Consider the following 23,211-nt stretch of genomic DNA (forward strand, 5'->3'; position numbering starts at 1 on the left):
CAACCGGTGTCAGGGTCACTAAGCTGAACATGTCACAAACATTCTTGAAGGAGACTCCGTCATGAGCACATCCGTGGTCCTCCCCGCTCTCGGTGAGAGCGTCACAGAGGGTACGGTCACCCGCTGGCTGAAGCAGGTGGGAGACACCGTTCAGGCGGACGAAGGCCTGCTCGAGATCTCGACCGACAAGGTCGATACCGAGATTCCCTCGCCGGTCAGCGGCGTCATCGAGGAGATCCTCGTGGCCGAAGACGAGACCGTAGAGGTCGGCGCCCTGCTCGCTCGGATCGGCGACGGCAGCAGCGCTGCCCCGGCATCCGATGCCCCCGCCGCAGCAGAGAGCGAGCCCGAGGCCGCCCCCGCCGAAGAGGCTCCCGCACAGGAAGCTCCCGCTGCTGCGCCCGAGCAGGCTCCGGCTGCCGAGGCTCCGGCTGCTGAGGCGGCTCCCGCCGCGGCACCGTCCGGTGATTCAACCGACATCAAGCTCCCTGAGCTCGGTGAAAGCGTCACCGAGGGCACTGTCACCCGCTGGCTGAAGCAGGTCGGCGATGACGTCGCGGTCGACGAGCCGCTGCTGGAGATCTCGACCGACAAGGTCGATACCGAGATCCCCTCGCCCGTTGCTGGCGTGCTGCAGGAGATCGTCGCGGCAGAGGACGAGACCGTCGAGGTCGGCGGAGTCCTGGCCCGTGTCGGCTCCGGCGCTGCACCTGCTGCACCCGCCGCAGAAGCACCTGCACCCGCCGCGGAGACTCCCGCCGCTGCCGCTGAGGCACCCGCCCCGAAGGCTGAAGCACCGGCTCCGGCCGCTGCACCGGCACCCGCCGCTGCACCGGCGCCCGCAGCAGCACCAGCAGCTACACCAGCACCGGCCGCCTCGGCTCCTGCGCCTGTAGCATCCGAGTCCGCCGCGCCCGCCGAGGCCGGCAAGGATTCGATCTACGTCACTCCCCTGGTGCGTCGTCTGGCCTCACAGCAGGGCGTCGACCTGTCGACGGTCACCGGCTCCGGTGTCGGCGGCCGTATCCGCAAGGAAGACGTGCTCAAGGCGGCCGAGTCGAAGGGCGCGGCTCCGGCCGCAGCAGCAGCTCCCGCTCGGGCACCACTCGAGGTCTCGCCATTGCGTGGCACGACGCAGAAGATGTCGCGTCTGCGCAAGGTCGTCGCGGAGCGTGCCGTTGCATCCATGCAGCAGACCGCACAGCTGACGACCTTCGTCGAGGTCGATGTCACGGCTCTCGCCAACTACCGCAACAGCACCAAGGACGACTTCCTGAAGAAGACGGGTGACAAGCTCTCCTTCCTCCCGTTCTTCACGCTCGCGGCAGCCGAAGCACTGCAGGCTTTCCCGATCATCAACGCGACGGTCGACGGGGAGAGCATCGTCTACCCGGCCTCCGAGAACATCTCGATCGCTGTTGACACCGAGCGTGGCCTGCTCACCCCCGTGGTGCGCGACGCGGCGACGAAGAACCTCGCACAGCTCGCCCACGAGATCGCGGACCTCGCTGCCCGCACGCGTGACAACAAGCTGAAGCCCGATGAGCTGGCCGGTGGCACGTTCACCGTGACCAACACGGGCTCCCGCGGTGCGCTGTTCGACACGCCACTGGTGTTCCTGCCGCAGTCGGCCATCCTCGGAACCGGCACCGTCTTCAAGCGCCCCGGCGTCGTGACGGTCGATGGTGCAGATGCGATCGCTATCCGTTCGTATGTGTACCTGGCGATCTCCTACGATCACCGCATCGTCGATGGAGCGGACGCCGCACGCTTCCTCGGCGCCGTCAAGGCACGACTCGAAGAGGCTAACTTCGCAGGCAACCTCGGCGCCTGAGAGGCCGAACCCGCCTAACCTGGCTGGTGCGCGACGTCATAGATGTCGCGCACCAGCCATTTGTCATTGCGCCGCTCCAGAACGAGCATCTGTGATGCCGCGTCGTCAGCGGCATCCACCGGCGCCAGTTTGACGACCGCCACATCCCCGTAGTCGTCGACGAGTGTCGCCTCGCTGGCGCGAGCGCCCTGCATCACGGCCCCCGTCACAGGAAGGGCGAGCCCCTCAGCGAGCGCGTCCGGACACGCTTCCGACGCCGCTTCGACGCACTCAGCGATGCTCGTCAACAGGGCAGGCACCGCCAGAAGCACATCTTCTTCCGTGGTCGGTAAGACTTCGTCTGAATCCTGCTCAGGTGGCGCCGTCGGCTCGCTCGTGATCTCGCCCTCGTGTGCGGCGAGCCCCGAGACCACTCCCTGCGAGATCGTGGCGGCGCTGGCCGATTCAGGCTCCGGTGCTTCGGGCCGCATGAGTCCGATCAGGAACACGAGCGCGGCTACCGACCCTGCCAAGACCAGCGCCCGGCGCCGAGATTTCGCAGAACGCACGCTCTGTTCGTTCGAGTTGTGCGCGCCTCGGCGCTCGGCACGTCGAGGAAGCGACGCCATCAGCGTCTGCGCCCGTTCCCGAAGCCCGCTCCGCAGTGCATCCAGCATCCGACCCCCAATACGCGGCGCGAAGCGCTCTGCGCGCGGTTCACGACGTTCGCGTCGCGTCCGCCTCGACTCATCACCCCGCAGCATTCGCCCATCAACGAGTTCAGCCGCCCGCTCCGGGGCGAAGACGTCCAGCCGGAGGGCGCGAGGCGCGGCCGTCGCGAACAGTTGCTCCTCCCAGCGCGCATCATCGTCAGGATGGTGTCGTCGCTCTCGGAGCGCGGCCATCATCTCGTCGAGGATCCGCAGCGTGGCCCGATCTGTCGTGTGCGCGCAGACCCGTTCGATAAGACCTGCCGTACGAGCACGCGCTCCCCCGCCCTCGCCATGGACGAACAACGGACGCCCGTCTCCGGTGAGCCACCAGTCGCCGATGACGGCCGCAGCATCCGCCCCCAGCTCGCGCATCCCGCGCATGAGACTGGCGACGAGCGTGGCGAGCTCGCCCGCGCTCAGCAGCGCACCGGCCGCGCGACGACGTCCGACAAACGTCTCGACACGTTGCGTGCACCAGGGAAGCAGGACATCATGCCCATCGATGCGACGGCGCAGGTCCATCGCTCCGCAGATGTGATCGGCATCCGAGTGCGCCCAGCCGCCCCACTCGGTGAGGTCGGCGGCATCCGCACTCACCGCAACGCCGTCCTCGTAGACGACCAGAGTCCCGGCGAAGGGCCCCTCGGTGTTGTCCACGGCACGGATCAGGCGGTGCGTGCCTGGCACGAGCGAGGAACGGTCTTCAGCGGCATCCATGTCGATCATCGCCTCATCACACCGCACTCGGCCCCCGGCAGGAGCCCTCCTCGTGCGATTGTGGAAAGGTCGGCGATCTGCGTCGATGTGCAGGGCGAGTGCGCCACCCGCGAACGTGCGCATTGCCCGCTTTCGAATCGGTATCCTGGTACGTATGGCTAAGCGTGCTCCCGAAACCGAAAAGCGTCCGGGCTTCATCTCCCAGATCAAGTCCCTCTTCCGGTTCACGCGTGAGGTATACACCTGGTTGCCTTGGGCGCAGGTCGCGATCCTCATCGTCGGCGTGCTGCTCGGCCTGGTCGTCGGATACCTCATCCCCCCGTTCCAGATCTGGTCTCTCGTACTCTGGGGGATCACCGGGCTCATGGTGGGTGTGCTCGCCTCGCTCTTCCTGATGACGCGCCTGTCGACGACGGCTATGTACCGCAAGATCGACGGCATGCCGGGCGCGACCGGTCACATTCTCAGCACGAGCCTCGGCCGCAAGTGGCAGGCATCAGATACGCCGGTCGGTATCAACCCGAAGACGCAGGAAGCCGTCTACCGCGCGATCGGACGGGGCGGCATCGTAGTCGTCGGCGAGGGATCCCGAGGGCGACTGACACGTCTGATCAACGAGGAGCGCACCAAGGCGCAGCGCGTCGCGCATGGCGTGCCGGTCAATGTCTACTACGTCGGACACGGCGATGACGACATCGCGATCTCCGACCTTGCCAAGACCATCAAGAAGCTCCCGACGGCAATCGACAAGACGACGCTCGCCGCGGTGATCCGCCGCATCGACTCTGTCTCGCAGTCGGTTTCGTCGTTGCCGATCCCGAAGGGCATCGACCCGACCAAGATGCGCGCCCAGCGTCCGCGCTAGCCTTCGACAAGCTCAGGCACCGGTCCTGTGGCTCAGGCTCAGGTCAGCGGCTGCTTCGGGAGTCTGCGCACTTTCGCGCGACGCCTGCGGCGCTCGGGAATCATCGAGCGCATCTCATCGAGCTTTCCGAAGCACAGCAGCCGGTCATCCGCTTCGAGCACGACGTGCTTGCGCGGATTCGGGATGACCGACACACCGCGGTGCAGGGTGAGCACGGTGATGTCGCGCTCCCAGAGACCGGACTCCCCCAGGGTCTTGCCGACGAGCTCCTCGGCGTTGTGCACGCTCAGTTCGGCCACGCCGTACCCGGTCGATACGGTCAGACGCTGACGCACATCGATCTCGGGGAACGCGACCTGTCCGGCGATGTAGTCGATGATCGCACCGGCGACATCGAGCTTCGTGGCCTGCTCGATGCCCTGCAGACCCGGTGAGGAGTTCACTTCCATCACCAGAGGCCCATCGTCGCCCTCGAGCATGTCGACGCCCGCTACCCGCAGTCCCATGATCTGTGCCGACCGCACAGCTACCGCCTCGTACTCGGGATCGAGCTGAACGGCCTCCACGCTGCCCCCACGGTGCACATTGGAGCGGAACTCGTCACCGGCTGCGACCCTGCGCATCGCTGCGACGACGCGATCGCCGACGACGAGTGCACGAATGTCGCGGCCGCGGCTCTCCGCGATGAACTTCTGGATCAGCACGTTCTGCCTGGTCGAGTGGAGCGTCTCGATGATCGCTTCAGCGACCTTCACCTGAGGAGCGAGGATCACCCCGATCCCCTGGGTGCCCTCCAACAGCTTGATGACGACCGGCGCTCCGCCGACGCGTTCGATGGCCGGGCGGACATCGGCACGGTTGCGCACGAACGCCGTGGCCGGCATGGCGATGTCGTGGCGCGACAGGATCTGGCTCGCACGCAGCTTGTCCCGAGCGCTGGAGATGCCGTTGGCGGTGTTCGGCGTGTATACGTCCATCTGCTCGAACTGGCGCACGACGGCGGTTCCGAAGTAGGTGATCGAACTTCCGATCCTGGGCAGGATCGCGTCGTAGTCACTCAGCTGCTTGCCACGGAAATGGAGGTCGGGTTCGTCACCGGTCAGATCGATCGCGAACTTCAGTGTGTTGAGCACCTTCACGTCGTGTCCGCGCTGCTGCGCGGCGGCGCGGAGGCGCTGCGTGGAGTATGCCTGAGGAGCACGGGAGAGAACAGCGAGCTTCACGTGGGTTTCCTGCCAAGATGTATCGCGTGGATAAGACATCTCATTCAAACACTCTTACCGGGTGGCGTGAGTGGGTGAGCCTCCCCGATGCCGGTGTGGACTGGATCAAGGCGAAGATCGACACGGGTGCGCGCACTTCGTCTCTGCATGCCTTCGACATCGTCGAGCTCGAGCGCGAGGACGAGTCGTGGGTCCGATTCCGAGTGAATCCCTGGCAGGACACCGATGCGGATGCCACGATCGTCGAGTGTCCGATCCATGACCGCCGCGAGATCCGGAGTTCCTCCGGACACACGCAGGTGCGCTTGGTCGTCCTGTTGGCGATTCGACTGGCCGGGCAACTGATCGTGTCCGAAGTCACACTGAGCAATCGAGACGAGATGGGCTTCCGGATGCTGATCGGCCGCGAAGCTCTGCGCCGCGGATTCATCGTCGACCCGGCGCGTTCGTTTCTCGGCGGCCGGGCTCCGAAAACAGCCCGGCGTCGCAACCGGGGACGACTCTAGATCAACACTCCTAGGCGCGGATCAGAACTGTTCCGGCGGCCTTGTCGTGAAGCCCGCGCTGATCGGCGTCCCAGATGACCGCCGGGATCACGACGATCAGCAGCAGCGTGCGCACGATCGGACGCCACAGTCCCACCCAGCCACCATCCAGACGCACCATGCGCATCCCGACGAGTCGGTGGCCTGGGCTCGCGCCGAGGGTAGGGATGAAGATGATCTGCAGGGCCGCGAAGACCATCATCGGCGCGAACAACGTCAGACCCGATTCCTCGGGGAGGGCGAACTGGTTGTACCCGAAGAATGCCGTGGCGATCAGGGTCGCTGCGAGATAGTCGATCGCGAGGGCGCCGATCCGACGGCCAGGTCGACCGACGCTGCCGTGGCCGGATTCGGGTAAGCCGAGACGCTCACCAGGGTATGAACTGCGGGCTTCGGTCACAGGGTCAGTCTATCGAGGTCTGTAACATGGCTGAAACAAAGAGGATACGGCTGAGTAATCCCTCGCCTTTACTCTTTATGAAGGTCTCAAGACCAAAAACCCGAATCATCCAGGAGTGATACATGTTCACCGATTCGTCCGAAGTGCTGAGTTATATCAAGGAGAACGACGTCAAGTTCCTTGACATCCGGTTCACCGATCTGCCCGGCGTGCAGCAGCACTTCAACATTCCCGCGTCGACCGTCGACGAGGCGTTCTTCACCGACGGGCAGCTCTTCGATGGGTCATCCATCCGGGGCTTCGCCAGCATCCACGAGTCCGACATGCAGCTGATCCCGGACGTCACCACGGCGTACCTGGACCAGTTCCGCGAGGCCAAGACCTTGGTCATGATCTTCGACATCTACAACCCGCGCACGGGTGAGATCTACGCGAAGGACCCGCGTCAGGTCGCGAAGAAGGCCGAGAAGTACCTCGCGTCGACCGGCATCGCCGACACCGCATTCTTCGCCCCCGAAGCCGAGTTCTACATCTTCGACGACGTCCGCTACTCGGTGACGTCGAACCAGAGCTCGTACAGCGTCGATTCCGAAGAAGGCGCGTGGAACACTGCCCGCGAAGAAGAGGGCGGCAACCTCGGCAACAAGACGCCCTACAAGGGCGGGTACTTCCCCGTTGCTCCCGTCGACAAGACGGCGGATCTCCGCGACGAGATGACGCTCAACCTCATTGAGGCGGGCTTCGCACTGGAGCGCTCGCACCACGAGGTCGGAACCGGTGGACAGCAGGAGATCAACTACCGTTTCGACACGCTGGTTCACTCGGCGGACGACATCCTGAAGTTCAAGTACATCGTCAAGAACACCGCAGAGCAGTGGGGCAAGACGGTCACCTTCATGCCGAAGCCGCTGTACGGCGACAACGGTTCGGGAATGCACACGCACCAGTCGCTGTGGAACGAAGGCAAGCCGCTGTTCTATGACGAGGCCGGCTACGGCCAGCTCAGCGATGTCGCTCGCTGGTACATCGGCGGGCTGCTCAAGCACGCGAACGCCGTGCTCGCGTTCACGAACCCCTCCCTGAACAGCTATCACCGTCTGGTGAAGGGGTTCGAGGCTCCGGTCAACCTCGCTTACTCCGCCGGAAACCGCTCGGCGGCGATCCGCATTCCGCTGACCGGGTCGAACCCGAAGGCCAAGCGCATCGAGTTCCGTGTTCCGGATGCTTCGAGCAACCCCTACCTGGCGTTCGCTGCGCAGCTCATGGCGGGCCTGGACGGCATCAAGAACCGTATCGAGCCGCTGGCCCCCATCGACAAGGACCTCTATGAGCTTCCGCCCGAGGAAGCCAAGAACATCCCCCAGGTGCCGAACTCACTGCTGGACTCGCTCGAAGAGCTCCGCGCAGACCACCAGTTCCTTCTCGAGGGCGGCGTGTTCACGGAGGACCTGATCGAGACGTGGATCTCGTACAAGTTGGAGAACGAGATCCTGCCGATCGCGCAGCGTCCGCACCCCTTCGAGTTCGAGCTGTACTACGGGGTCTGATCCCCGCACCTCCGCATTCTGAAAAGAGGCCGTCCCGCATGCGCGGGGCGGCCTCTTTTCGTAAGGATCAACCGATACGGTTCATCTATGGGCAGTCTCAAATACGACAACACCGTCGACGCGATCCTCATCGAAGATGAGATGCTCGCACATCTCAAGGTGATCGTCGCGACCAAGCTCCGCCGTCAGGAGAGCTTCATGATGACGTGGATCCCGGTCGGCGTCGGGGCGAGCGGGCGAATGACGGCATGGATTCATCCGGCGCTCCCGCTGCTGTTCACCTTCGACGACGCCGAACTGCCTCCGATCGACCCGCAGCGCCTCGAAGACATCATGCACGCGACCAACGCGACAGGCGAGCTGGTGCTCGATCACCTGCTTCCCGCGGCGAAGTAAGCCCATCGCGGGCTCAGAGCCTCACAGAACCTGCAGCGCGCCCGCCTGCACCCGCACCTCGAACGAAGAGACTTCTCCGACCTCTTCACCGTCGATCTCGAACTCGAGGGGTCGTTCGAGCTCGACTCGCACGCGTGCGGCGGTGTGGAATCGGGTGGAGTCCGTATTCACCGTGCTCTCGTCACGCGTGATCAGACGCCGGATTCCGTTGTCCCAGACGACGGATCGAACGGTGTCGAGCCACTGCAGCGCACCATCGGAGCTGATCAGCAGCAGATCCAACAGGCCGTCGTCGAGGTTCGCGTCGGGCAATAAGCGCAAGCCGCCCTGGACCATTCCGCAGTTGCCGATGAGGAGCGTGTGTCCGCGTATCTCGCGCGGCTCTTCGTCGTCGATCGTGACTGTCACATCGGTCATCTCGGTGCCAGCCATCGCGCGCCCCATCGCTTCGACGTAGGCGAGCCAGCCTGCACGGCTCTTCAAGTCATCATCGGTCTCGACGAGCATCTGCGCATCGACGCCGAAGCCCACCATCACCGCGAATGCGCGTTCTTCGTCATCGTCGCCGAGGCGAGCCCAGCCGAGGTCGATCTGCCGGGTATCGCCGGCGCTGATGCGCTGAAGCGCCGCGGAGATGTCATCCAGCGGTACCTCGAGATTTCGGGCGAGCAGGTTTCCAGTCCCCTGCGGAACGATGCCGAGCGCGACGTCTGTTCCCGCGAGCGCCTCTGCGACGGCGCGAACGGTGCCGTCGCCGCCCACGGCGATGACGGTCGTGCATCCGGCGTCAACCGCCTCCTGCGCCATACCCCGGCCGGGGTCATCCTCGCTGGTCTCCCACCAGCGCACCTCTTCGCCGAGGTCCGCGGCGACGGCAGACCTCAGCGTGTCCTCGTCGATCTTCGAAGGGTTCCAGATGATGCCGGTGGTCGCAGTCATGTGCTCAGCCTGGGCCAGCGACCGCGAATCTGCAACTCACCCGTAGAACAGATTCTCGAACACTCGACGCGCACGCCGCGTCGTGCCCAGATAATCTTCCTCGACATCGTTCGCCGAGCGGTCCGGGTAGTCCAGGAGCCGGCCGATCGCATCGAGCTCACCGCGGTCCCAGGGCAGGACGTCACTGGTCTGGCCGGTGCGCAGCGTGATCGCCGAACGCAGTCGGCTGGCGAGCAGCCAGGCATCCCGGAGCAGCTCGGCGTCGTCCACCGAGACCAGATCCGCATTGACTGCTGCCTGCAGCGCATCCAGCGTCGATGTGGTGCGCAGCCCCGGTACGGCATGCGCGTGCTGCAGTTGGATTAGCTGAACGAGCCATTCCACATCGCTCAGCCCGCCGGGACCGAGTTTCAGATGCCGGTGCGGATCGGCCCCCTTCGGGAGCCGCTCCCCCTCGATACGTGCTTTGATCCGTTTGATCTCTCGCAGACCCTGCTCATCGACATCGACTGGATAGCGGATGCTGTCGGCCAGCGTCATGAAGCGTTCGATGAGCGTGCTGCTGCCCGCGACGCCCCGCGCCCGAAGCAGCGCTTGTGCCTCCCATGACACCGACCAGCGGCGGTAGTACTCCGTGTACGCAGCGAGCGAGCGGACGATCGGACCGTTGCGTCCTTCCGGACGCAGGTCGGCATCCAGATCGAGGGGAACCTTGGCATCGGTCAGATGCTCCCGCAAGCCGGCCACGATCTGTGTGGCGAGGGTCTGGGCCCGTTCCGGAGCGACGCCGTTCGCGTCGTACAGGTACAGGATGTCGGCATCGGATCCGAAACCGAGTTCTGCACCGCCGAAGCGCCCCATGCCGATGACAGCGAATTCGAACGCATCGTCATCGGCTGGAACGAGCTCACGGCGAACCGCGCGCAGCGCGGCCTGAATCGTCACATCCGTGATCGTCGTGAGTGTCGTTGCGAGATCTTCGATCGTCACCACGTCGAGCACAGCGCCCATCGCTGTGCGCAGCAGTTCTCGACGCCGCAGCATCCGCACGGCCTTCAGAGCCGACGCCACCGAGGCGTGCCGGGTCTGGATGGCTCTGGCCTCTTCGTCGAACTTGTCCGCTCCGCGGGGGCGCAACCGGGACATGTTGTCGAGCCAGGCCACCGACTCCGGTATCCACTCCAGCAGCTCGCCGACGTATCGCGATGACGTGAGAAGGGTGGTCAGATGCTCTGCTGCCCCGGCTGAGTCCCGCAGCATCCGCAGGAACCACGAAGTATCGCCCAGTCGCTCGCTGATCCGGCGGAACGAGAGCAGACCGTAATCGGGATCGCTGCCATCGCCGAACCAGCTCACCATGATCGGCATCAGATGCCGTTGGATGGTCGCTTTGCGGCTGATCCCGGAAGTGAGCGCGCCGATATGGCGCAGCGCGCCGGCCGGGTCGCGGAAGCCGACCGCAGCCAAGCGGTCGCGTGCCTGGTCGGTCGAGAGTGTGCGCTCCTCTTCCGGAAGACCGGCCACGGCGCTCAGGAGCGGCCGGTAGAAGAGCCGGGTGTGGACATCGCGCACCTCACGGCGCACCCGCTCCCACAGCTCCCAGACCGCCTTTCCGCTGTCTGCGAGCCCGGTTGCGCGGGCGAGGATGCGCAGCTCCTCGGTCGTGCGCGGGAGGAGGTGCGTGCGAGTGAGATCTTTGAGCTGGAGCCGATGCTCGAGCAGCCGGAGCGTACGGTAGTCCGTGGCGAAGATCGCGGCATCCGCCCGACCGATGTATCCACCGGTCACCAAGGCGTCCAGACTCTCGAGAGTGCCGCGGGTACGGATCTCGGGATCGGTGAGCCCGTGAACGAGCTGGAGCAGCTGCACGGTGAACTCGATATCGCGGAGTCCGCCCACGCCGAGTTTCAGCTGGAACGGGGCGTCTTCTGGATCGACGTGCTCGGTGACGCGTTCGCGCATCCGCTGGACGCTGTCGACGAAGTTCTCGCGCGCGGCACTCGACCAGATCTTCGGCTGGACAGCGTCGAGATAGGCCTCACCGAGCTCCTCGTCACCGGCGATCGGCCGTGCTTTCAGCAGCGCCTGGAACTCCCAGCTCTGCGCCCAGCGATCGTAATATGCGAGGTGTGATGCGAGCGAACGCACGAGCGCTCCCTGCTTTCCCTCGGGCCGCAGATTCGCGTCGACTTCCCACAGCGGCGGCTCGGCTTCGATTCCCGAGATCCCTTGAATGGTCTCTCTCGCCAGCCGGGTGGCGATATCGATCGCGTGTCCTTCGCCGAGGATGCTCTCGTCGGAAGTCCCACCGACGAAGATGACATCGACGTCGCTGACGTAGTTGAGCTCCCTCGCTCCGGCTTTTCCCATCCCGATGATCGCCAGCTGGGTGAGTGCTACCTCCTCTGGCGGCACGGTGATCGCCACCTTGGCCCTCGCGATGGCGAGAGAGGCCTCCAGGGCCGCCCCGGCTGCATCGGAGAGCGCCGCGGAGATCGCAGCGATCCGGGATGCCGGCTCCGGGGTCATCAGATCGATAGCGGCGATCTCGGCCAGAGACCTGCGATACGCGATCCGAAGAGCGACCCAGGCCTCCTCGTCGGCCGAGTCCGCGACGCCGTCGACGGCACCGACAGCGCCGAGCATCCGCTCGCGCAGCGTCGTCGCGTTCGGCACGAGCTGCCCTGTCTCGGCGAGCACGGCCAACTCGCCCGGGTGGCGCAGGAAGAAGTCGGCAAGACCGATGGATGCGCCGAAGATTCGCCACACGATCGCGCGAGCCTCCGCATCCTCGAGCAGTTGTCGCAGCGCGGAGGCGTCACGTCGTGCCACGCGCAGCATCCCCTCGGCCGCGGCATCCGGATCGGCGGCAACGGCGCCCTGGAGAAGCTGCGCGCCATCGATCTCGACAAGGCTCGACAGCTCTTCGATCGCCGCCAGCCCAGAACTCAGATCGGTGAAACCGAGTCGCGCCAGCGCTGATCGGGACAGCGCGGATTCTGACCGGGCCATCGGTCAGAGCAGTTCGAGGTTGCTCTTCAACTCGAACGGAGTGACCTGGCCCCGGTAGGCCTCCCACTCCTTGCGCTTATTGAGCAGCACGTAGTTGAACACCTGCTCACCGAGAGTCTCTGCGACGAGTTCGGAGTCCTGCATGAGCTCAAGAGCATGATCGAGGCTCGCCGGCAGCGACGAGTACCCGAGAGCGCGGCGCTCCGCGTCGCTCAGTGACCAGACGTTGTTCTCCGCCTCGGCGGGCAGCTCGTACTCCTCTTCGATGCCCTTCAGGCCGGCGGAGAGCATCAGAGCGTAGGCGAGGTAGGGGTTCGCCGCGGAGTCGATTCCTCGGTGCTCGACACGCGAGGACTGGCTCTTGTTCGGCTTGTACATCGGCACGCGCACCAGTGCGGAACGATTCGCGTGTCCCCACGTGACGAAGCTCGGTGCCTCGTCTCCGCCCCAGAGTCGCTTGTACGAGTTGACGAACTGGTTCGTGACCGCGGCGATCTCGTTGGCGTGCTTGAGGAGCCCTGCAATGAAGTGGCGGCCGGTCTTGGAGAGCTGGTACTCGGCGCCCTCTTCCCAGAAGGCGTTCTGATCGCCTTCGAACAGAGACATGTGCGTGTGCATGCCGCTGCCGGGCTGGTCGCTCATCGGCTTGGGCATGAACGTCGCGTAGACGCCTTGCTCGATCGCGACCTCCTTGACGACAGTGCGGAAAGTCATCACGTTGTCCGCTGTCGCAAGCGCGTCCGCGTAGCGCAGATCGATCTCGTTCTGACCGGGCCCACCCTCGTGATGGCTGTATTCGACCGAGATGCCCAGGTCTTCCAGCATCCGCACCGATCGGCGACGGAAGTCGTGTGCGGTACCGCCGGGGACGTTGTCGAAATAGCCGGCGGAATCGACCGGGATCGGGCCCTCGGGGCCGATGATCGATGATTTCAGCAGGTAGAACTCGATCTCCGGGTGCGTGTAGAACGTGAATCCGGCATCCGCTGCCCGCGCCAGCGTGCGCTTGAGCACGTTGCGCGGATCTGCGACGGCCGGCTCCCCGTCAGGCATCGTCAGATCGCAGAACATGCGCGCGGTCGGATCGATCTCTCCGCGCCAGGGCAGGATCTGGAAGGTCGTCGGGTCCGGCTGGGCAAGCAGGTCGGACTCGTGGGTGCGGGTCAGCCCCTCGATCGCGGAGCCGTCGAAGCCGATGCCCTCCGCAAACGCGCCCTCGACCTCGGCCGGGGCGATCGCCACCGATTTGAGTGTGCCGATGACGTCCGTGAACCACAGGCGCACGAATTTGACGCCGCGTTCCTCGATCGTGCGGAGCACGAAATCGCGCTGCTTGTCCATGCTCATACGGTGCGTTACTTTCCGTCCGCGTCGGACACTTTGCGCCAGTCCTCGTCGATGGCCTCTTCGACAGCCCATGCTTCGGACCGCTCTCGAAGCGTTTGAATCGCGTGCGACGCGGCCTCGGCCGTGTCGAATGGACCGACCCGATCGACAGCCGGCGACATGTATCCGTACTCGACCTCACCGGAGGTGGTGTTGTACCAGTACTTACGCTCACCGCTGGACATGTACGAATCTTCTCCTCGAGACATGGCGCATCCCTTCGTTAGGCTTTGTCATGATCCTAGCGGCGTCCTGTCCTCTCGCTAGGCTATTACTCATGGCAAAAGCGATCGGCGTCGACATCGGCGGCACAGGCATCAAAGCAGGCATCGTCGACCTCACTCACGGCACGATGGCATCAGACCGAGTACGCGTCCCCACTCCTGAGGGGGCATCACCACAAGATGTGCTGACCGCGGTGCAAACCGTGCTGCAGAAACTTGAGGTGGCGGACTCGACCCTGCCCCTCGGCGTTGCGTTTCCTGCAATCGTCAAGCGCGGCAAAACGCTCTCCGCGGCGAACGTCTCGAAAGAATGGCTGGACTTCGACGCCGAGCGGTTCTTCCGTGACGGACTGCAGCGCAACATCATCTTCGTAAACGATGCGGATGCTGCCGGCGTCGCCGAAGCACGCCATGGTGCCGCACGCGACGTGCCTGGCCTGACGCTCATGACGACCCTCGGCACCGGAATCGGCTCGTCTTTCCTCTACAACGGCGTGCTCGTGCCCAACAGTGAGCTCGGCCACCTCAACTTCCGCGAGTACGACTCCGTCGAGCGGTGGGCTGCCACTTCCGCGCGCGAACGCGAGAACCTCACCTGGGTCGAATGGGCCGGGCGACTGCAGGAGTTCTACTCGCACATCGAGTTCCTGTTCAGCCCCGACCTGTTCGTGGTCGGTGGCGGCGTGTCCAAGAACGCCGACGACTTCCTGCCCCTGTTGGAGCTGCGCACACCGATCGTTCCCGCGATCCACCGCAATAATTCCGGCATCATCGGTGCGGCGTCTCTCGCAGGCGACTGATTCCGCGAGGCGGCAAGGCCGCGCCGAGACTGCGCCGATTTCGACCCAGTCTCGGCGCGGCCTTGACATTTCACCAGGCGTGGGTGCGAATGGGGCGGCCTGTACGCCGGGTTCTGTCCCGGGGACTCTCTCGAGGATCCCCTTGGACGGCCATCTCTCTACGCGACACGTTGCCGTGCCGCTCTAGCGGTCTACCCGAGGACTCAGCGAGCCGCGTCAACATCCTCTGTCTGACCTTGCTCCGGACGAGGTTTACCTGGCAGGTCATGTCACCATGACCCCCGGTGGTCTCTTACTCCACCCTTTCACCCTTACCTCTTGCGAGGCGGTCTGCTCTCTGTGGCACTATCTCGCGGATCACTCCGGGTGGGCGTTACCCACCGTCCTGCCCTGCGGAGCCCGGACGTTCCTCGGTGCGGTTGCCCGCAACGCGACCGTCCAGCCGCCCCATTCGCACCCTCAGTCTACTTCTCGGCCGTCTGCATGATCTGCAGGTCGAGGGGAACATCGATGGGAAAAGCGCCGAACAATCGCCGGGTGGCGACAGCGGCCGCCTCGCGTACGGCGGCAGCCGCAGCATCCGCCTGTTCGAGCGGAACGTGCACGATCACCTCGTCGTGCAGGAAGAAGGCGAGGTGCGCATGTTCGGCGAAAGGACCGGATGCCGGTGCCGGAGTCTCGGCGGCCGGCAGCTGCCGCAGGCGATGCCGGATCTCTGCCAGCCAGATCAGAGCCCATTCCGCGGCCGTGCCCTGCACGACGAAATTGCGCGTGAACCGTCCTCGCTCGCGTGCTCGTCCCCGCGCGCGCTTGACCTCGGCCGGATCGACGTCAGCACCGGTCGCCGCTGACTGCTGCGCTTGCCAGAGAGCATCCGGCCTGGGCGAGGATCGCCCCAGCCTCGTCGAGACCACACCACCGTCCTCGCCGGCGCGCGCAGCGGAATCGACGAGATGCATCGCACGCGGATAGACCTTGCGCAGTCGCGGGACGAGCCGGCCACTGTCTCCGGTCGTGGCACCGTACATCGCACCGAGCACGGCGTACTTCGCCTCTTCGCGAGTAGCAACGGCGCCGGACGCGACGACCCCAGCGTAGAGATCCTGCCCGCGGGCGGCTTCCGCCATTGATTTGTCGGCGGCCATGGCCGCAAGCATCCGGGGCTCGAGTTGCGCGACATCCGCGACGATCAATGTCCATCCGGGATCGGCGCGCACGGCGGGCCGAAGCATTCTCGGCAGCTGGAGCGCTCCCCCACCGGCGGAAGCCCACCGTCCGGTGACGACTCCGCCGGGAATGTACACCGGACGAAAGCGACCACCGCGCACCCACTCGGACAGCCATGCCCACCCGTTCGCACTCAATAGCCGCGAGAGCTTCTTGTAGGCCAGCAGCGGCGCGATCACGGGATGGGCGACCTCGCTGAGCTCCCACTGACTGGTGGACTCCACGTTCACGCCGACGCGGTGCAACGCACGCAGGAGCTTCACGTGGCTCTCCAGGTGCAGCTGCGGGTCGCCGAGGTGGAAGCGCACGGCATCCGCCTGCGTCGCCATATGCGCGGGCATGCCACCACCAGCAGGTCGTGCGCCCAGCACGTCGGTGAGGATGCGGTCGTGAGTTGCGGCATCCCACGGCACCCCGGCAGCGCGCATTTCTTCGGCGATCAGTCCGCCGGCAGACTCGGCGGAGCACAGCAGCGAGAGCCTGTCGGTGCGATCCGCGGCGATCACGCGCAGCTGCGCCTGCACCTGTTCCACAAGGTCACTGAGGGATCCCGCATCGCTGCTCTCACCGGCATCGAATAGGGCAGGCTCTCCGACGTCTGGCTCGACAGGAAGCCAGTCCGGCGACGGTGCCAATGGCCGCGCGACAATATCCGTGTCACGGAGGATCGCATGGCACAGCAGCAGATCATGGGTCCGCGTCAGCAGCACTCCCGCCGCGAGCAGCCCCGGATAGATCTCCCTGGCGCTGCGGATCACCCATCGCGGGTGCTCGGATTCCTCGACGTCACGTACCCACGAGACAAGTTCGGCGGCGGTGATGTTCGTGCGTCGGAGCTCCGCGCCCGCGGCATCGATATGGATGGCAACCGCACCCTGGGATCCGGTTGTGGCCAGCAGAATCCAGGAATCGCCTGCCGGCCGGCCGGTCACAGCCCCGATTCGTCGGTGCGCACCAGGATCGCACCGCACTCCGGGCAGGAGAGCACCGCATCGGGAGCTGCCTGGCGCACCTCGTTGAGGTGCGTGCCGGAGAGCATCATCCGACACCCCTCGCATGTACCGCGACGAAGCAGTCCGACACCGACGCCACGGGATGCCCGGCGCGTGTATTCGGCAAGCAGGTCATCGGGAATGTCGGCGCTGATCGCTTCCCGGTCACGTGTGAGGTGCTCGATCTCAGTCGTCGCGGCAGCCACCGCGGCCTTGGCCTGAGCGGTCAGCTCGCTCCCCTCGGCCACGGTCTCGTCGATGAGGGCCTGATGCGTCGCGACGGCGGATTCGGCCTGCTCGACGCGATCCATCACCTCGAGCTCGAGGTCTTCGAGGTTGCTGATGCGTGTGGCGAGGCTGGCGAGTTCCCGCTCGAGTGCTTGCGCGTCCTTCGAATTCGTGGAGGCAGCCAGGCGATCCGCGTCGCGCGACCGACGCTGCTCGGTGACCTTCACGTCCGATTCCAGACGCGTGAGCTCGGTGCGAACGTCATCGCGGGCACCGGTCAGCGTCGTCAGCTCACGCAGCTGCTCCTGGCGCTCTTTCGCCAATTCGTTGATCCGCGCGCCCTGCGCCGGATTCGAACGCTGCCGCTCGGCCTGCTGGATACGTCGATCGAGGTCGGCGACGTCGAGAAGTTTCTTCTGGTGCTCGGGGCTGGCATTCACACCTCCAATCTACCTGGGGCGTGCGACATCCGATGCGTCAGCCCGGTATCCCATCCAGATACAGCCACACCCGGTTCTCGCGCACGAACCGACTGCGCTCGCGCATCGAGCCACGTACTCCGCCCTCTCTGAAGAACGCCTCGAACTCGACGACGCCGTCAGTATCGAAGGGCCCTCCGGCCGCCGTCTCGACGATCTCGAGGCGTGTCCACCTGACCTCGGGATCGAGATCGAGTTCTGACGGTCTCGTGGACGGATGCCACGACCGAAGCAGGTACGCGGCATCCCCCACGGCGAATGCCGAGAATCGGGACCGCATCAGGCGTTCCGCGGTCGGTGCCGTGATCGTGCCGCCCAGCACGGGGCCGCAGCAGGAGTCGAACGAGTCGCCGGATGTGCAGGGACAGCGCATACCTCCATCATGCCCGCATCGCACTCGAGCCCGTACGCTGTGAGCAGACCCCCGAAGGAGAATCCCGATGACTGCTCTTCCCGTCCGCACCGCGCACAACGGCTTCACACTCCCCGCGATCGGCCTGGGCACCTACCGCCTGAACGGCGAGGCGGGCGCTGCCGCCATCGCGGCCGGTATCGATGCCGGCTATCGGCTCGTGGATTCCGCGTTCAACTACGAGAACGAGGGGACCGTCGGTCATGGTGTGGGGGATGCTGCCACGGATCGGGCTGACATCATCGTGACCACGAAACTGCCCGGTCGTCACCACCCGGCAGAGCAGGCGCGGTGGAGCATCGAGGAGAGCCGATTCCGGCTGGGCCTCGACGCGACGGACCTGCACCTCATCCACTGGCCGAACCCCAGCCAGGACGAGTACGTCCAGGCGTGGACCGCTCTGGTCGAGGCTCAGCAACGCGGCATCGTTCGCCAGATCGGCGTGTCGAACTTCCTCCCGGAGCACCTCGAGCGTCTCGAGCGGGAAACCGGTGTGCGTCCCGTCGTGAACCAGATCGAGATGCACCCCTACTTCCCGCAGACCGAACAGCTCGCGTATCACCGCGAGCACGGCATCATCACCGAGGCGTGGAGCCCGATCGGGCGTGCGCGCGCCCTCCTCGAGGAGCCGGTGATCGTCGAGGTCGCCGCCGCCCATGACATCTCACCGGCGCAGACCGTGCTCGCCTGGCATGTGGCACGCGAGGTCGTCGCGATTCCGAAGGCATCGTCCCTCGAGCATCAGAAGGCGAACCTCGAGGCCGTCACCGTCGTTCTCGATCCCGCCGAGGTCGACGCGATCACGCAGCTGGGTCGTGCCGATGGCCGACTCTTCGATGCGGACCCGCGCACGCACGAAGAGTCCTGATGGGCGACCTGGTCGTCGTCGCGGGCGCTACCGGTTACGCCGGACGACACCTGGTCGCAGCGCTAGCTGCCCAGGGGCATCGAGTTCGGGTGCTCGTACGCTCCCAAGAACGCGCGGAGCGCCCCGGAGCATACGACGCTCCATCCCTGCGTGGGCTCGTCGCGGAGTGGCGAAACGTCGACTTCTCCGAGCCGGAAACACTGCACGACGTGTGCGAAGGCGCCGATCGCGTCGTCTCCGCGCTCGGTGTGACACGCCAGAAGGCGACACCCTGGGACATCGACTTCCTCGGTAACCTGCGGATCCTCGAAGACGGCGAACGCCACGGTGTGCGCTCGTTCCTCTATGTGAACGTGCTGAATGTCGAAAAGCGGCACGTCGATGCTCATGCGCTCGAAGCACGCGTTCACCGAGGCTCTCCGCCGTAGAAAAACTGGCCGGACCTGCTGGCACCTGGGACGTCGGCGGCCCGGATGTGTTCTCCTACGCAGAGCTCGAGCAGCTGTGCTTCGAGGTCGCAGGCAAGCGTCCTCGCGTGTTCCGAGTGGGTCCGCGTGCAGGGCGGACTATTGAATGGTTCGCAGATCGGGCCTCACCGCAGGCCGGAAATCTCGCTCGCTTCTTCGTCGAGTCGCTCACCGTCGACGGCGTCGGTGAACAGACCGGCGTGCACCGCCTGCGGGACTACTTCGAGAATCTCCAGGCGCAGACCGACGCGAAATAGCGCAAGTCCGGGGCAGCGGGCGCGTCAGTGCCGAAGGGATGCTGCGACGCCCGAAAGTGCGTCGGCCGAAGCATGCAGCAGCGCGAGCTCCTCGTCGGAGAAGGCCGTGTTGCGGATCGGGAACGCACCGCGCGCGCTGACGATTGATGGCACGGAGAGCGCAGCACCGTCAACTCCGTGGAAGTCTCGCAGGACGGTGCTCACCGGCATGACGGCGTGCTCGTCGCGCAGGATCGCCTCGACGATACGGGCGCTGGAGAGCCCGATCGCATAGTTGGTCGCTCCCTTGCCCAGAATCACCTTGTACGCGGCATCCCGCACATCGACAGCGATCGACTGCAGCTCGTCAATGCTGATCTTCGGGTGATCAGGCGTTTCCCACTCGAGCAGCGGAACCGTGCCGATCGTCGCGCGCGACCACAGCGGGAACTCGGTGTCGCCGTGCTCGCCGACGATGTAGGCGTGCACACTGGACGTCGACACTCCCGCACGCTCCGCCAGTTTCCAACGCAGACGGGAGGTGTCCAGGACCGTGCCCGAGGCGAAGATCCGTTCCGGGGGCAATCCGGTCTCCTCCTGGGCGAGGACGGTGAGCACATCGCACGGGTTCGTCACGATCACGTAGATCGCGTTGGGTGCGACTTCGAGCAGCTGGGGCATCATGGTGCGGATGATGCCGGCGTTGATCTCGGCGAGTTCGATACGAGTCTGTCCTGGGCGCTGCTTCGCGCCCGCGGTGATCACCACGACGTGCGAGCCTGCGACGACGGAGATGTCGCTGCCGCCGATGATGTCGCTCGATCCGGTGAACTGTGTGCCGTGCGCGAGATCGAGCACTTCGGCTTCGACCTTCTCCGTGGCGATGTCATACAGGGCGACGTGGCGTGCGGACCCTCGGATCAGGGCGGCGTACGCCACGCTCGACCCCACGCTTCCGGCACCGACGACAGTGAGCTTGGAGTTCTCGATCATCTGCATGGTGCTAACAATACGGTGGACCTTCCCAAGCGATTCTCAAACAAGCGCCCGGCGCTGAAATCGTTGATTCACCGTGTTCTCAAGGGCTCTGAGCCGCGCAGGCCGCGGGGTCGAACCGCGGACAGACACGATACGCGGGGCGCGGTCGCAAAGAATTCGGTGAAGTCTCGAACACGATTGACGTCGGGACAGCGTGCGGAGCTCGTCGCCGACTACGCAGCGGGGATGCCGGTGAAGGCGATCGCTGCGAAGTATTGCGTGCATCGTGGAACGATCCCGACGTTGGTTAAGCGTGCCGGGGGTCGTCTCCGGTTGCCTGGGTTGAGCGATGCTGATCGTGTGCGTGCGAGCGCTCTCTATGCGACGGGGATGACGTTGGATGCAGTTGCCGGGCAGCTCGCGGTAGGCCCCAAGACTGTTCGAGACGCTGTCGTTGCCGACGGGCTCAGTGTTCGACCGCCCGGTAGACGGTCACGCCTGTGAAGGCCCGATGCTTCGCTACCAGCTCTTGAGGTATTCCAGGACGGCGAGGACGCGTTTGTTGCCGGGGTGTTCGCTGAGGTCGAGCTTGGTGAAGATGCTGCTGACGTGGCGTTCGATCGTCGGGGTACTGAGGTGAAGGAGCCTGGTGATCTGTTCGTTCGTGTGCCCCTCGGCCATGTGCGCCAGAACCTCGCATTCTCGGTCGGTGAGGGTCGCGAGTGCACCGCGGCTGGGGCCGGCATCCAGAAGCGCGGCGACCACCTTCGGGTCAATGCTGATCCCGCCACCGCCTACGGTGTCGATCGCGGTGAGGAAGTCTGTGACTCGCCCGACACGTTCTTTCAGGAGGTATCCGGTACCCCCGGAGGCTTCGGGAGCACCGACGAGCAGGTCTTTCGCGTACTCGTTGCCGAGGTACTGCGAGAGGATCAGGATCGCGACTTCGGGGTGGTTTCTGCGGATGTCGATGGCAGCGCGGAGGCCGTCGTCGGTGTTGTCGGGCGGCATTCGCACGTCAACGATCAGCAGTTCCGGTATCTGTTCGTCAGCCGGGGTATGCAATCGTGCGCGGAGTTCGTTTGCGTCGCTCACCGACCAGAGCACGATGTGTCCGTGTTGTTCGAGGAGCGAGGTGATGCCCTCGCGGAGCAGGGCAACGTCTTCTGCAATACCGATTCTCACGCGTGTGCTCCTGTTCTGATGATGTCGCTCGGGAGCATGATCGATAGGTTCGTGGGGCCGCCGATAGGACTGTTGAGCTCTGCGGTTCCCCGCAAGAGCGTGACACGGTGGTTGATGCCGATCAACCCGGTGCCTCGGTCGGGAGCCGCGCCACCGTTCCCGTCGTCGCTCAGCAGGACGTGGACGCCATCAGGAACAGTGCCGAGAGTGATCGCGATCTGGCGGGCCCCGCTATGTTTCAGGCTGTTGGCGACGAACTCGGTGGCGATGGAGTACAGGCTGGCCTCCGCCGCGTCAGAGAACCGGACCACAGGACCGACATCGACCTTCACCGGTACCGGGGATCGGTCGGCGAGGTCGATGAGGGCGGCTGCAAGCCCTTTCTCGATGAGGATGCGTGGGCGCAGCCCTGATACGGCAGCACGGATCGCGTCGAGGGCGCGTTCGATCTCGTCGTGTGCGGAGTCGAGCCCGGGGAGCAGGTCGGGTTGTTCCTGTTCGAGGCGGCTGCGGAGGAGCCCGAGGTGGAGGGCGGCGCCGGCGAGGTGTTGCTGGGGACCGTCGTGGAGGTCGCGTTCGATGCGCCGTCGTTCTGCCTCGAAAGCGTCGACCAGTGCGACGCGTTCGCCGGCCAGCGTGGTGACTTGTTGTTCGAGTTCTTCGACTCGGGAACCGATCAGCACCTTGGCGGTCATCGCCTGTAGTACGGCGAGCGCAAGCTGCGCGTAGAGGAAGATGGCCAGGACGATGATGCCGAGTACGGCGATCGGAATCGTGGCCGCGGGGTGGTCGAGGCGCCAATCTCCGACAGTGAATGCCGAGCCGAACAGAGGCAGGAACGGTGCGAGCAGCAACGTCAGGGCGAGGGTGAGTCCGAAGGTCCATAGGGTGAAGGTGAGGGCGGCGAAGATCAGGTGGAGGAGGGTTCCTGCGATCTCACGCCACCCGAGCGCCGATGCCAGCCGTGCGGGGACGTGCTGCCACGGAGGTATTTCGAGAGACACGGGTGGGCCGGGAATGCTCTCGTGATCGACCAGGCGGACTCGCTGGCGCTCGATTGCGCTCAGCAGCCATGCCCAGACCGGAAGAAGCGGGAACAGGGCGATGAAGATCATCGTCGGCAGCGCCAGCAGCATGCCTGAGAAGCCGTAGACCGTCGCCGACCAGGGGGCAGGGCTCGTGAGAACGCGCAACGGGTTTGCCCGGAGTAGGCGAGATGGTGATGCGGGTCTCATCCTTCTATTGTCTCGTTCGATCCGCTCATGGACTTCGGGGGTTCCCCGAGAACAACGTGATGGGTTTCCCTCACACGGCGAGGGGAACCATCCTCGTCGCGTGGTCGGTGGGGCGGGAGCCTGGACGTATGCACGAGTTTCAGGGTCAAGCGGCAGTCGTCGCACATGCAGTGGAGAAGTCATTCGGCGGTAGACGAGGACTGCCGCAAGTAGACGTGCTCCGTGGGGTGTCGTTCACGGTGCCGACCGGCAGCATGGTGTCGATCGTCGGACCCTCCGGGTGCGGCAAGTCGACGTTGCTGTTCTGTCTCGCGGGCCTGGACC

23 protein-coding genes and 1 other RNA gene are annotated in these 23,211 nt (G+C 65.2%); 10 read left to right on the plus strand and 14 right to left on the minus strand.

What is annotated here, in order from left to right; translation table 11 throughout:
- The first annotated feature begins 61 nt into the window (after positions 1-61).
- Positions 62-1,834, plus strand: coding sequence for a 2-oxoglutarate dehydrogenase, E2 component, dihydrolipoamide succinyltransferase (sucB, locus tag ACTIAO_RS09620; protein ID WP_441906072.1), 1,773 nt, complete (start codon positions 62-64; stop codon positions 1,832-1,834).
- Between the two features lie 14 nt (positions 1,835-1,848).
- Here sucB and ACTIAO_RS09625 read toward each other — a convergent pair whose 3' ends face one another.
- Positions 1,849-3,252 (minus strand): hypothetical protein, encoded by a 1,404-nt coding sequence (locus tag ACTIAO_RS09625; RefSeq protein ID WP_441906073.1) that lies wholly within the window; start codon positions 3,250-3,252, stop codon positions 1,849-1,851.
- 145 nt (positions 3,253-3,397) lie between these two features.
- Here ACTIAO_RS09625 and ACTIAO_RS09630 point away from each other — a divergent pair, with 145 nt between their 5' ends.
- Complete coding sequence (locus tag ACTIAO_RS09630; protein ID WP_441906074.1) at positions 3,398-4,108, plus strand: DUF4191 family protein; 711 nt, start codon at positions 3,398-3,400, stop codon at positions 4,106-4,108.
- A gap of 38 nt (positions 4,109-4,146) precedes the next feature.
- Here ACTIAO_RS09630 and ACTIAO_RS09635 read toward each other — a convergent pair whose 3' ends face one another.
- The gene (locus ACTIAO_RS09635) at positions 4,147-5,331 is read right to left on the minus strand and encodes a RimK family alpha-L-glutamate ligase (protein WP_441906075.1); all 1,185 of its coding nucleotides are present in this window, start codon (positions 5,329-5,331) and stop codon (positions 4,147-4,149) included.
- A 17-nt stretch (positions 5,332-5,348) separates the two neighbouring features.
- Here ACTIAO_RS09635 and ACTIAO_RS09640 point away from each other — a divergent pair, with 17 nt between their 5' ends.
- Positions 5,349-5,837 carry an ATP-dependent zinc protease family protein gene (locus ACTIAO_RS09640; protein ID WP_441906076.1) on the plus strand — a complete coding sequence of 163 codons (489 nt, stop codon included), beginning with the start codon at positions 5,349-5,351 and terminating at the stop codon, positions 5,835-5,837.
- Between the two features lie 10 nt (positions 5,838-5,847).
- Here the strand turns inward: ACTIAO_RS09640 and ACTIAO_RS09645 are convergent, their stop codons facing one another.
- Positions 5,848-6,276 carry an RDD family protein gene (locus ACTIAO_RS09645; protein ID WP_441906077.1) on the minus strand — a complete coding sequence of 143 codons (429 nt, stop codon included), beginning with the start codon at positions 6,274-6,276 and terminating at the stop codon, positions 5,848-5,850.
- A 122-nt stretch (positions 6,277-6,398) separates the two neighbouring features.
- On the opposite strand from ACTIAO_RS09645, the gene glnA (ACTIAO_RS09650) reads away from it, so the two are divergent.
- Entirely contained in the window at positions 6,399-7,823 is a 1,425-nt protein-coding gene (gene glnA, locus ACTIAO_RS09650; RefSeq protein ID WP_441906078.1) for a type I glutamate--ammonia ligase, read from the plus strand.
- A gap of 87 nt (positions 7,824-7,910) precedes the next feature.
- Positions 7,911-8,219 carry a DUF7882 family protein gene (locus ACTIAO_RS09655; protein ID WP_441906079.1) on the plus strand — a complete coding sequence of 103 codons (309 nt, stop codon included), beginning with the start codon at positions 7,911-7,913 and terminating at the stop codon, positions 8,217-8,219.
- 21 nt (positions 8,220-8,240) lie between these two features.
- On the opposite strand, the gene ACTIAO_RS09660 is transcribed toward ACTIAO_RS09655, so the two are convergent.
- The 4 genes from ACTIAO_RS09660 to ACTIAO_RS09675 are packed head-to-tail and all read right to left on the minus strand — an operon-like array spanning position 8,241 to position 13,741.
- Positions 8,241-9,158, minus strand: coding sequence for a diacylglycerol/lipid kinase family protein (locus ACTIAO_RS09660; RefSeq protein WP_441906080.1), 918 nt, complete (start codon positions 9,156-9,158; stop codon positions 8,241-8,243).
- A gap of 36 nt (positions 9,159-9,194) precedes the next feature.
- The gene (locus tag ACTIAO_RS09665) at positions 9,195-12,170 is read right to left on the minus strand and encodes a bifunctional [glutamine synthetase] adenylyltransferase/[glutamine synthetase]-adenylyl-L-tyrosine phosphorylase (RefSeq protein WP_441906081.1); all 2,976 of its coding nucleotides are present in this window, start codon (positions 12,168-12,170) and stop codon (positions 9,195-9,197) included.
- Positions 12,171-12,173: 3 nt separating this feature from the next.
- Positions 12,174-13,511 carry a type I glutamate--ammonia ligase gene (gene glnA, locus ACTIAO_RS09670; protein ID WP_441906082.1) on the minus strand — a complete coding sequence of 446 codons (1,338 nt, stop codon included), beginning with the start codon at positions 13,509-13,511 and terminating at the stop codon, positions 12,174-12,176.
- 14 nt (positions 13,512-13,525) lie between these two features.
- Positions 13,526-13,741, minus strand: coding sequence for an SPOR domain-containing protein (locus ACTIAO_RS09675; RefSeq protein WP_441906083.1), 216 nt, complete (start codon positions 13,739-13,741; stop codon positions 13,526-13,528).
- A 92-nt stretch (positions 13,742-13,833) separates the two neighbouring features.
- On the opposite strand from ACTIAO_RS09675, the gene ppgK reads away from it, so the two are divergent.
- Positions 13,834-14,580 carry a polyphosphate--glucose phosphotransferase gene (ppgK, locus tag ACTIAO_RS09680; protein ID WP_441906084.1) on the plus strand — a complete coding sequence of 249 codons (747 nt, stop codon included), beginning with the start codon at positions 13,834-13,836 and terminating at the stop codon, positions 14,578-14,580.
- Positions 14,581-14,666: 86 nt separating this feature from the next.
- On the opposite strand, the gene rnpB is transcribed toward ppgK, so the two are convergent.
- The 4 genes from rnpB to ACTIAO_RS09700 form a co-directional block, all read right to left on the minus strand.
- An RNA gene (rnpB, locus tag ACTIAO_RS09685) (RNase P RNA component class A) lies at positions 14,667-15,030 on the minus strand.
- A 14-nt stretch (positions 15,031-15,044) separates the two neighbouring features.
- Positions 15,045-16,739, minus strand: a complete 1,695-nt coding sequence (locus ACTIAO_RS09690) for a bifunctional 3'-5' exonuclease/DNA polymerase (protein WP_441906085.1) — start codon at positions 16,737-16,739, stop codon at positions 15,045-15,047.
- On the minus strand, positions 16,736-17,467 hold the full coding sequence (locus ACTIAO_RS09695; RefSeq protein WP_441906086.1) for a zinc ribbon domain-containing protein: 732 nt from the start codon (positions 17,465-17,467) through the stop codon (positions 16,736-16,738). Before ACTIAO_RS09695 ends, ACTIAO_RS09690 begins: the two co-directional genes overlap by 4 nt.
- A gap of 37 nt (positions 17,468-17,504) precedes the next feature.
- On the minus strand, positions 17,505-17,879 hold the full coding sequence (locus ACTIAO_RS09700; protein ID WP_441906087.1) for a YchJ family protein: 375 nt from the start codon (positions 17,877-17,879) through the stop codon (positions 17,505-17,507).
- 67 nt (positions 17,880-17,946) lie between these two features.
- Here ACTIAO_RS09700 and ACTIAO_RS09705 point away from each other — a divergent pair, with 67 nt between their 5' ends.
- Genes ACTIAO_RS09705 through ACTIAO_RS09715 form a run of 3 tightly spaced genes read left to right on the plus strand, consistent with a single transcriptional unit; the run spans position 17,947 to position 19,510 of the window.
- Positions 17,947-18,786: an aldo/keto reductase gene (locus ACTIAO_RS09705; RefSeq protein WP_441906088.1), complete on the plus strand. Its 840-nt coding sequence runs from the start codon at positions 17,947-17,949 to the stop codon at positions 18,784-18,786.
- Positions 18,786-19,214, plus strand: coding sequence for an NAD(P)H-binding protein (locus ACTIAO_RS09710; RefSeq protein WP_441906089.1), 429 nt, complete (start codon positions 18,786-18,788; stop codon positions 19,212-19,214). The genes ACTIAO_RS09705 and ACTIAO_RS09710 overlap by 1 nt, the downstream gene beginning before the upstream one ends.
- A gap of 47 nt (positions 19,215-19,261) precedes the next feature.
- Positions 19,262-19,510: a hypothetical protein gene (locus ACTIAO_RS09715; protein WP_441906090.1), complete on the plus strand. Its 249-nt coding sequence runs from the start codon at positions 19,262-19,264 to the stop codon at positions 19,508-19,510.
- A 24-nt stretch (positions 19,511-19,534) separates the two neighbouring features.
- Here ACTIAO_RS09715 and ACTIAO_RS09720 read toward each other — a convergent pair whose 3' ends face one another.
- From ACTIAO_RS09720 to ACTIAO_RS09730, 3 genes are all read right to left on the minus strand, one after another.
- Entirely contained in the window at positions 19,535-20,488 is a 954-nt protein-coding gene (locus ACTIAO_RS09720) for an L-lactate dehydrogenase (protein WP_441906091.1), read from the minus strand.
- Between the two features lie 498 nt (positions 20,489-20,986).
- The gene (locus ACTIAO_RS09725) at positions 20,987-21,652 is read right to left on the minus strand and encodes a response regulator transcription factor (protein WP_133617726.1); all 666 of its coding nucleotides are present in this window, start codon (positions 21,650-21,652) and stop codon (positions 20,987-20,989) included.
- Positions 21,649-22,887, minus strand: coding sequence for a sensor histidine kinase (locus ACTIAO_RS09730; RefSeq protein ID WP_166644374.1), 1,239 nt, complete (start codon positions 22,885-22,887; stop codon positions 21,649-21,651). The genes ACTIAO_RS09725 and ACTIAO_RS09730 overlap by 4 nt, the downstream gene beginning before the upstream one ends.
- Positions 22,888-23,015: 128 nt before the next feature.
- On the opposite strand from ACTIAO_RS09730, the gene ACTIAO_RS09735 reads away from it, so the two are divergent.
- Positions 23,016-23,211: ATP-binding cassette domain-containing protein (locus ACTIAO_RS09735; RefSeq protein WP_441906092.1), on the plus strand; the 196-nt coding region annotated here is incomplete at its 3' end.

It is taken from the genome of Microbacterium sp., assembly GCF_052099035.1.
Taxonomy (GTDB): domain Bacteria; phylum Actinomycetota; class Actinomycetes; order Actinomycetales; family Microbacteriaceae; genus Microbacterium.

What these genes read in the sequence shown, in the direction of transcription:
- glnA (WP_441906082.1), bottom strand. Translation starts at nt 13,511, where the DNA reads ATGGACAAGCAGCGCGATTTCGTGCTCCGCACGATCGAGGAACGCGGC.
- ACTIAO_RS09720 (WP_441906091.1), bottom strand. Translation starts at nt 20,488, where the DNA reads ATGCAGATGATCGAGAACTCCAAGCTCACTGTCGTCGGTGCCGGAAGC.
- ACTIAO_RS09625 (WP_441906073.1), bottom strand. Translation starts at nt 3,252, where the DNA reads ATGATCGACATGGATGCCGCTGAAGACCGTTCCTCGCTCGTGCCAGGC.
- ACTIAO_RS09710 (WP_441906089.1), top strand. Translation starts at nt 18,786, where the DNA reads ATGGGCGACCTGGTCGTCGTCGCGGGCGCTACCGGTTACGCCGGACGA.
- ppgK (WP_441906084.1), top strand. Translation starts at nt 13,834, where the DNA reads ATGGCAAAAGCGATCGGCGTCGACATCGGCGGCACAGGCATCAAAGCA.
- ACTIAO_RS09705 (WP_441906088.1), top strand. Translation starts at nt 17,947, where the DNA reads ATGACTGCTCTTCCCGTCCGCACCGCGCACAACGGCTTCACACTCCCC.
- ACTIAO_RS09655 (WP_441906079.1), top strand. Translation starts at nt 7,911, where the DNA reads ATGGGCAGTCTCAAATACGACAACACCGTCGACGCGATCCTCATCGAA.
- ACTIAO_RS09730 (WP_166644374.1), bottom strand. Translation starts at nt 22,887, where the DNA reads ATGAGACCCGCATCACCATCTCGCCTACTCCGGGCAAACCCGTTGCGC.
- ACTIAO_RS09630 (WP_441906074.1), top strand. Translation starts at nt 3,398, where the DNA reads ATGGCTAAGCGTGCTCCCGAAACCGAAAAGCGTCCGGGCTTCATCTCC.
- sucB (WP_441906072.1), top strand. Translation starts at nt 62, where the DNA reads ATGAGCACATCCGTGGTCCTCCCCGCTCTCGGTGAGAGCGTCACAGAG.
- ACTIAO_RS09660 (WP_441906080.1), bottom strand. Translation starts at nt 9,158, where the DNA reads ATGACTGCGACCACCGGCATCATCTGGAACCCTTCGAAGATCGACGAG.
- ACTIAO_RS09700 (WP_441906087.1), bottom strand. Translation starts at nt 17,879, where the DNA reads ATGCGCTGTCCCTGCACATCCGGCGACTCGTTCGACTCCTGCTGCGGC.
- ACTIAO_RS09640 (WP_441906076.1), top strand. Translation starts at nt 5,349, where the DNA reads ATGTATCGCGTGGATAAGACATCTCATTCAAACACTCTTACCGGGTGG.
- glnA (WP_441906078.1), top strand. Translation starts at nt 6,399, where the DNA reads ATGTTCACCGATTCGTCCGAAGTGCTGAGTTATATCAAGGAGAACGAC.
- ACTIAO_RS09665 (WP_441906081.1), bottom strand. Translation starts at nt 12,170, where the DNA reads ATGGCCCGGTCAGAATCCGCGCTGTCCCGATCAGCGCTGGCGCGACTC.
- ACTIAO_RS09675 (WP_441906083.1), bottom strand. Translation starts at nt 13,741, where the DNA reads ATGTCCAGCGGTGAGCGTAAGTACTGGTACAACACCACCTCCGGTGAG.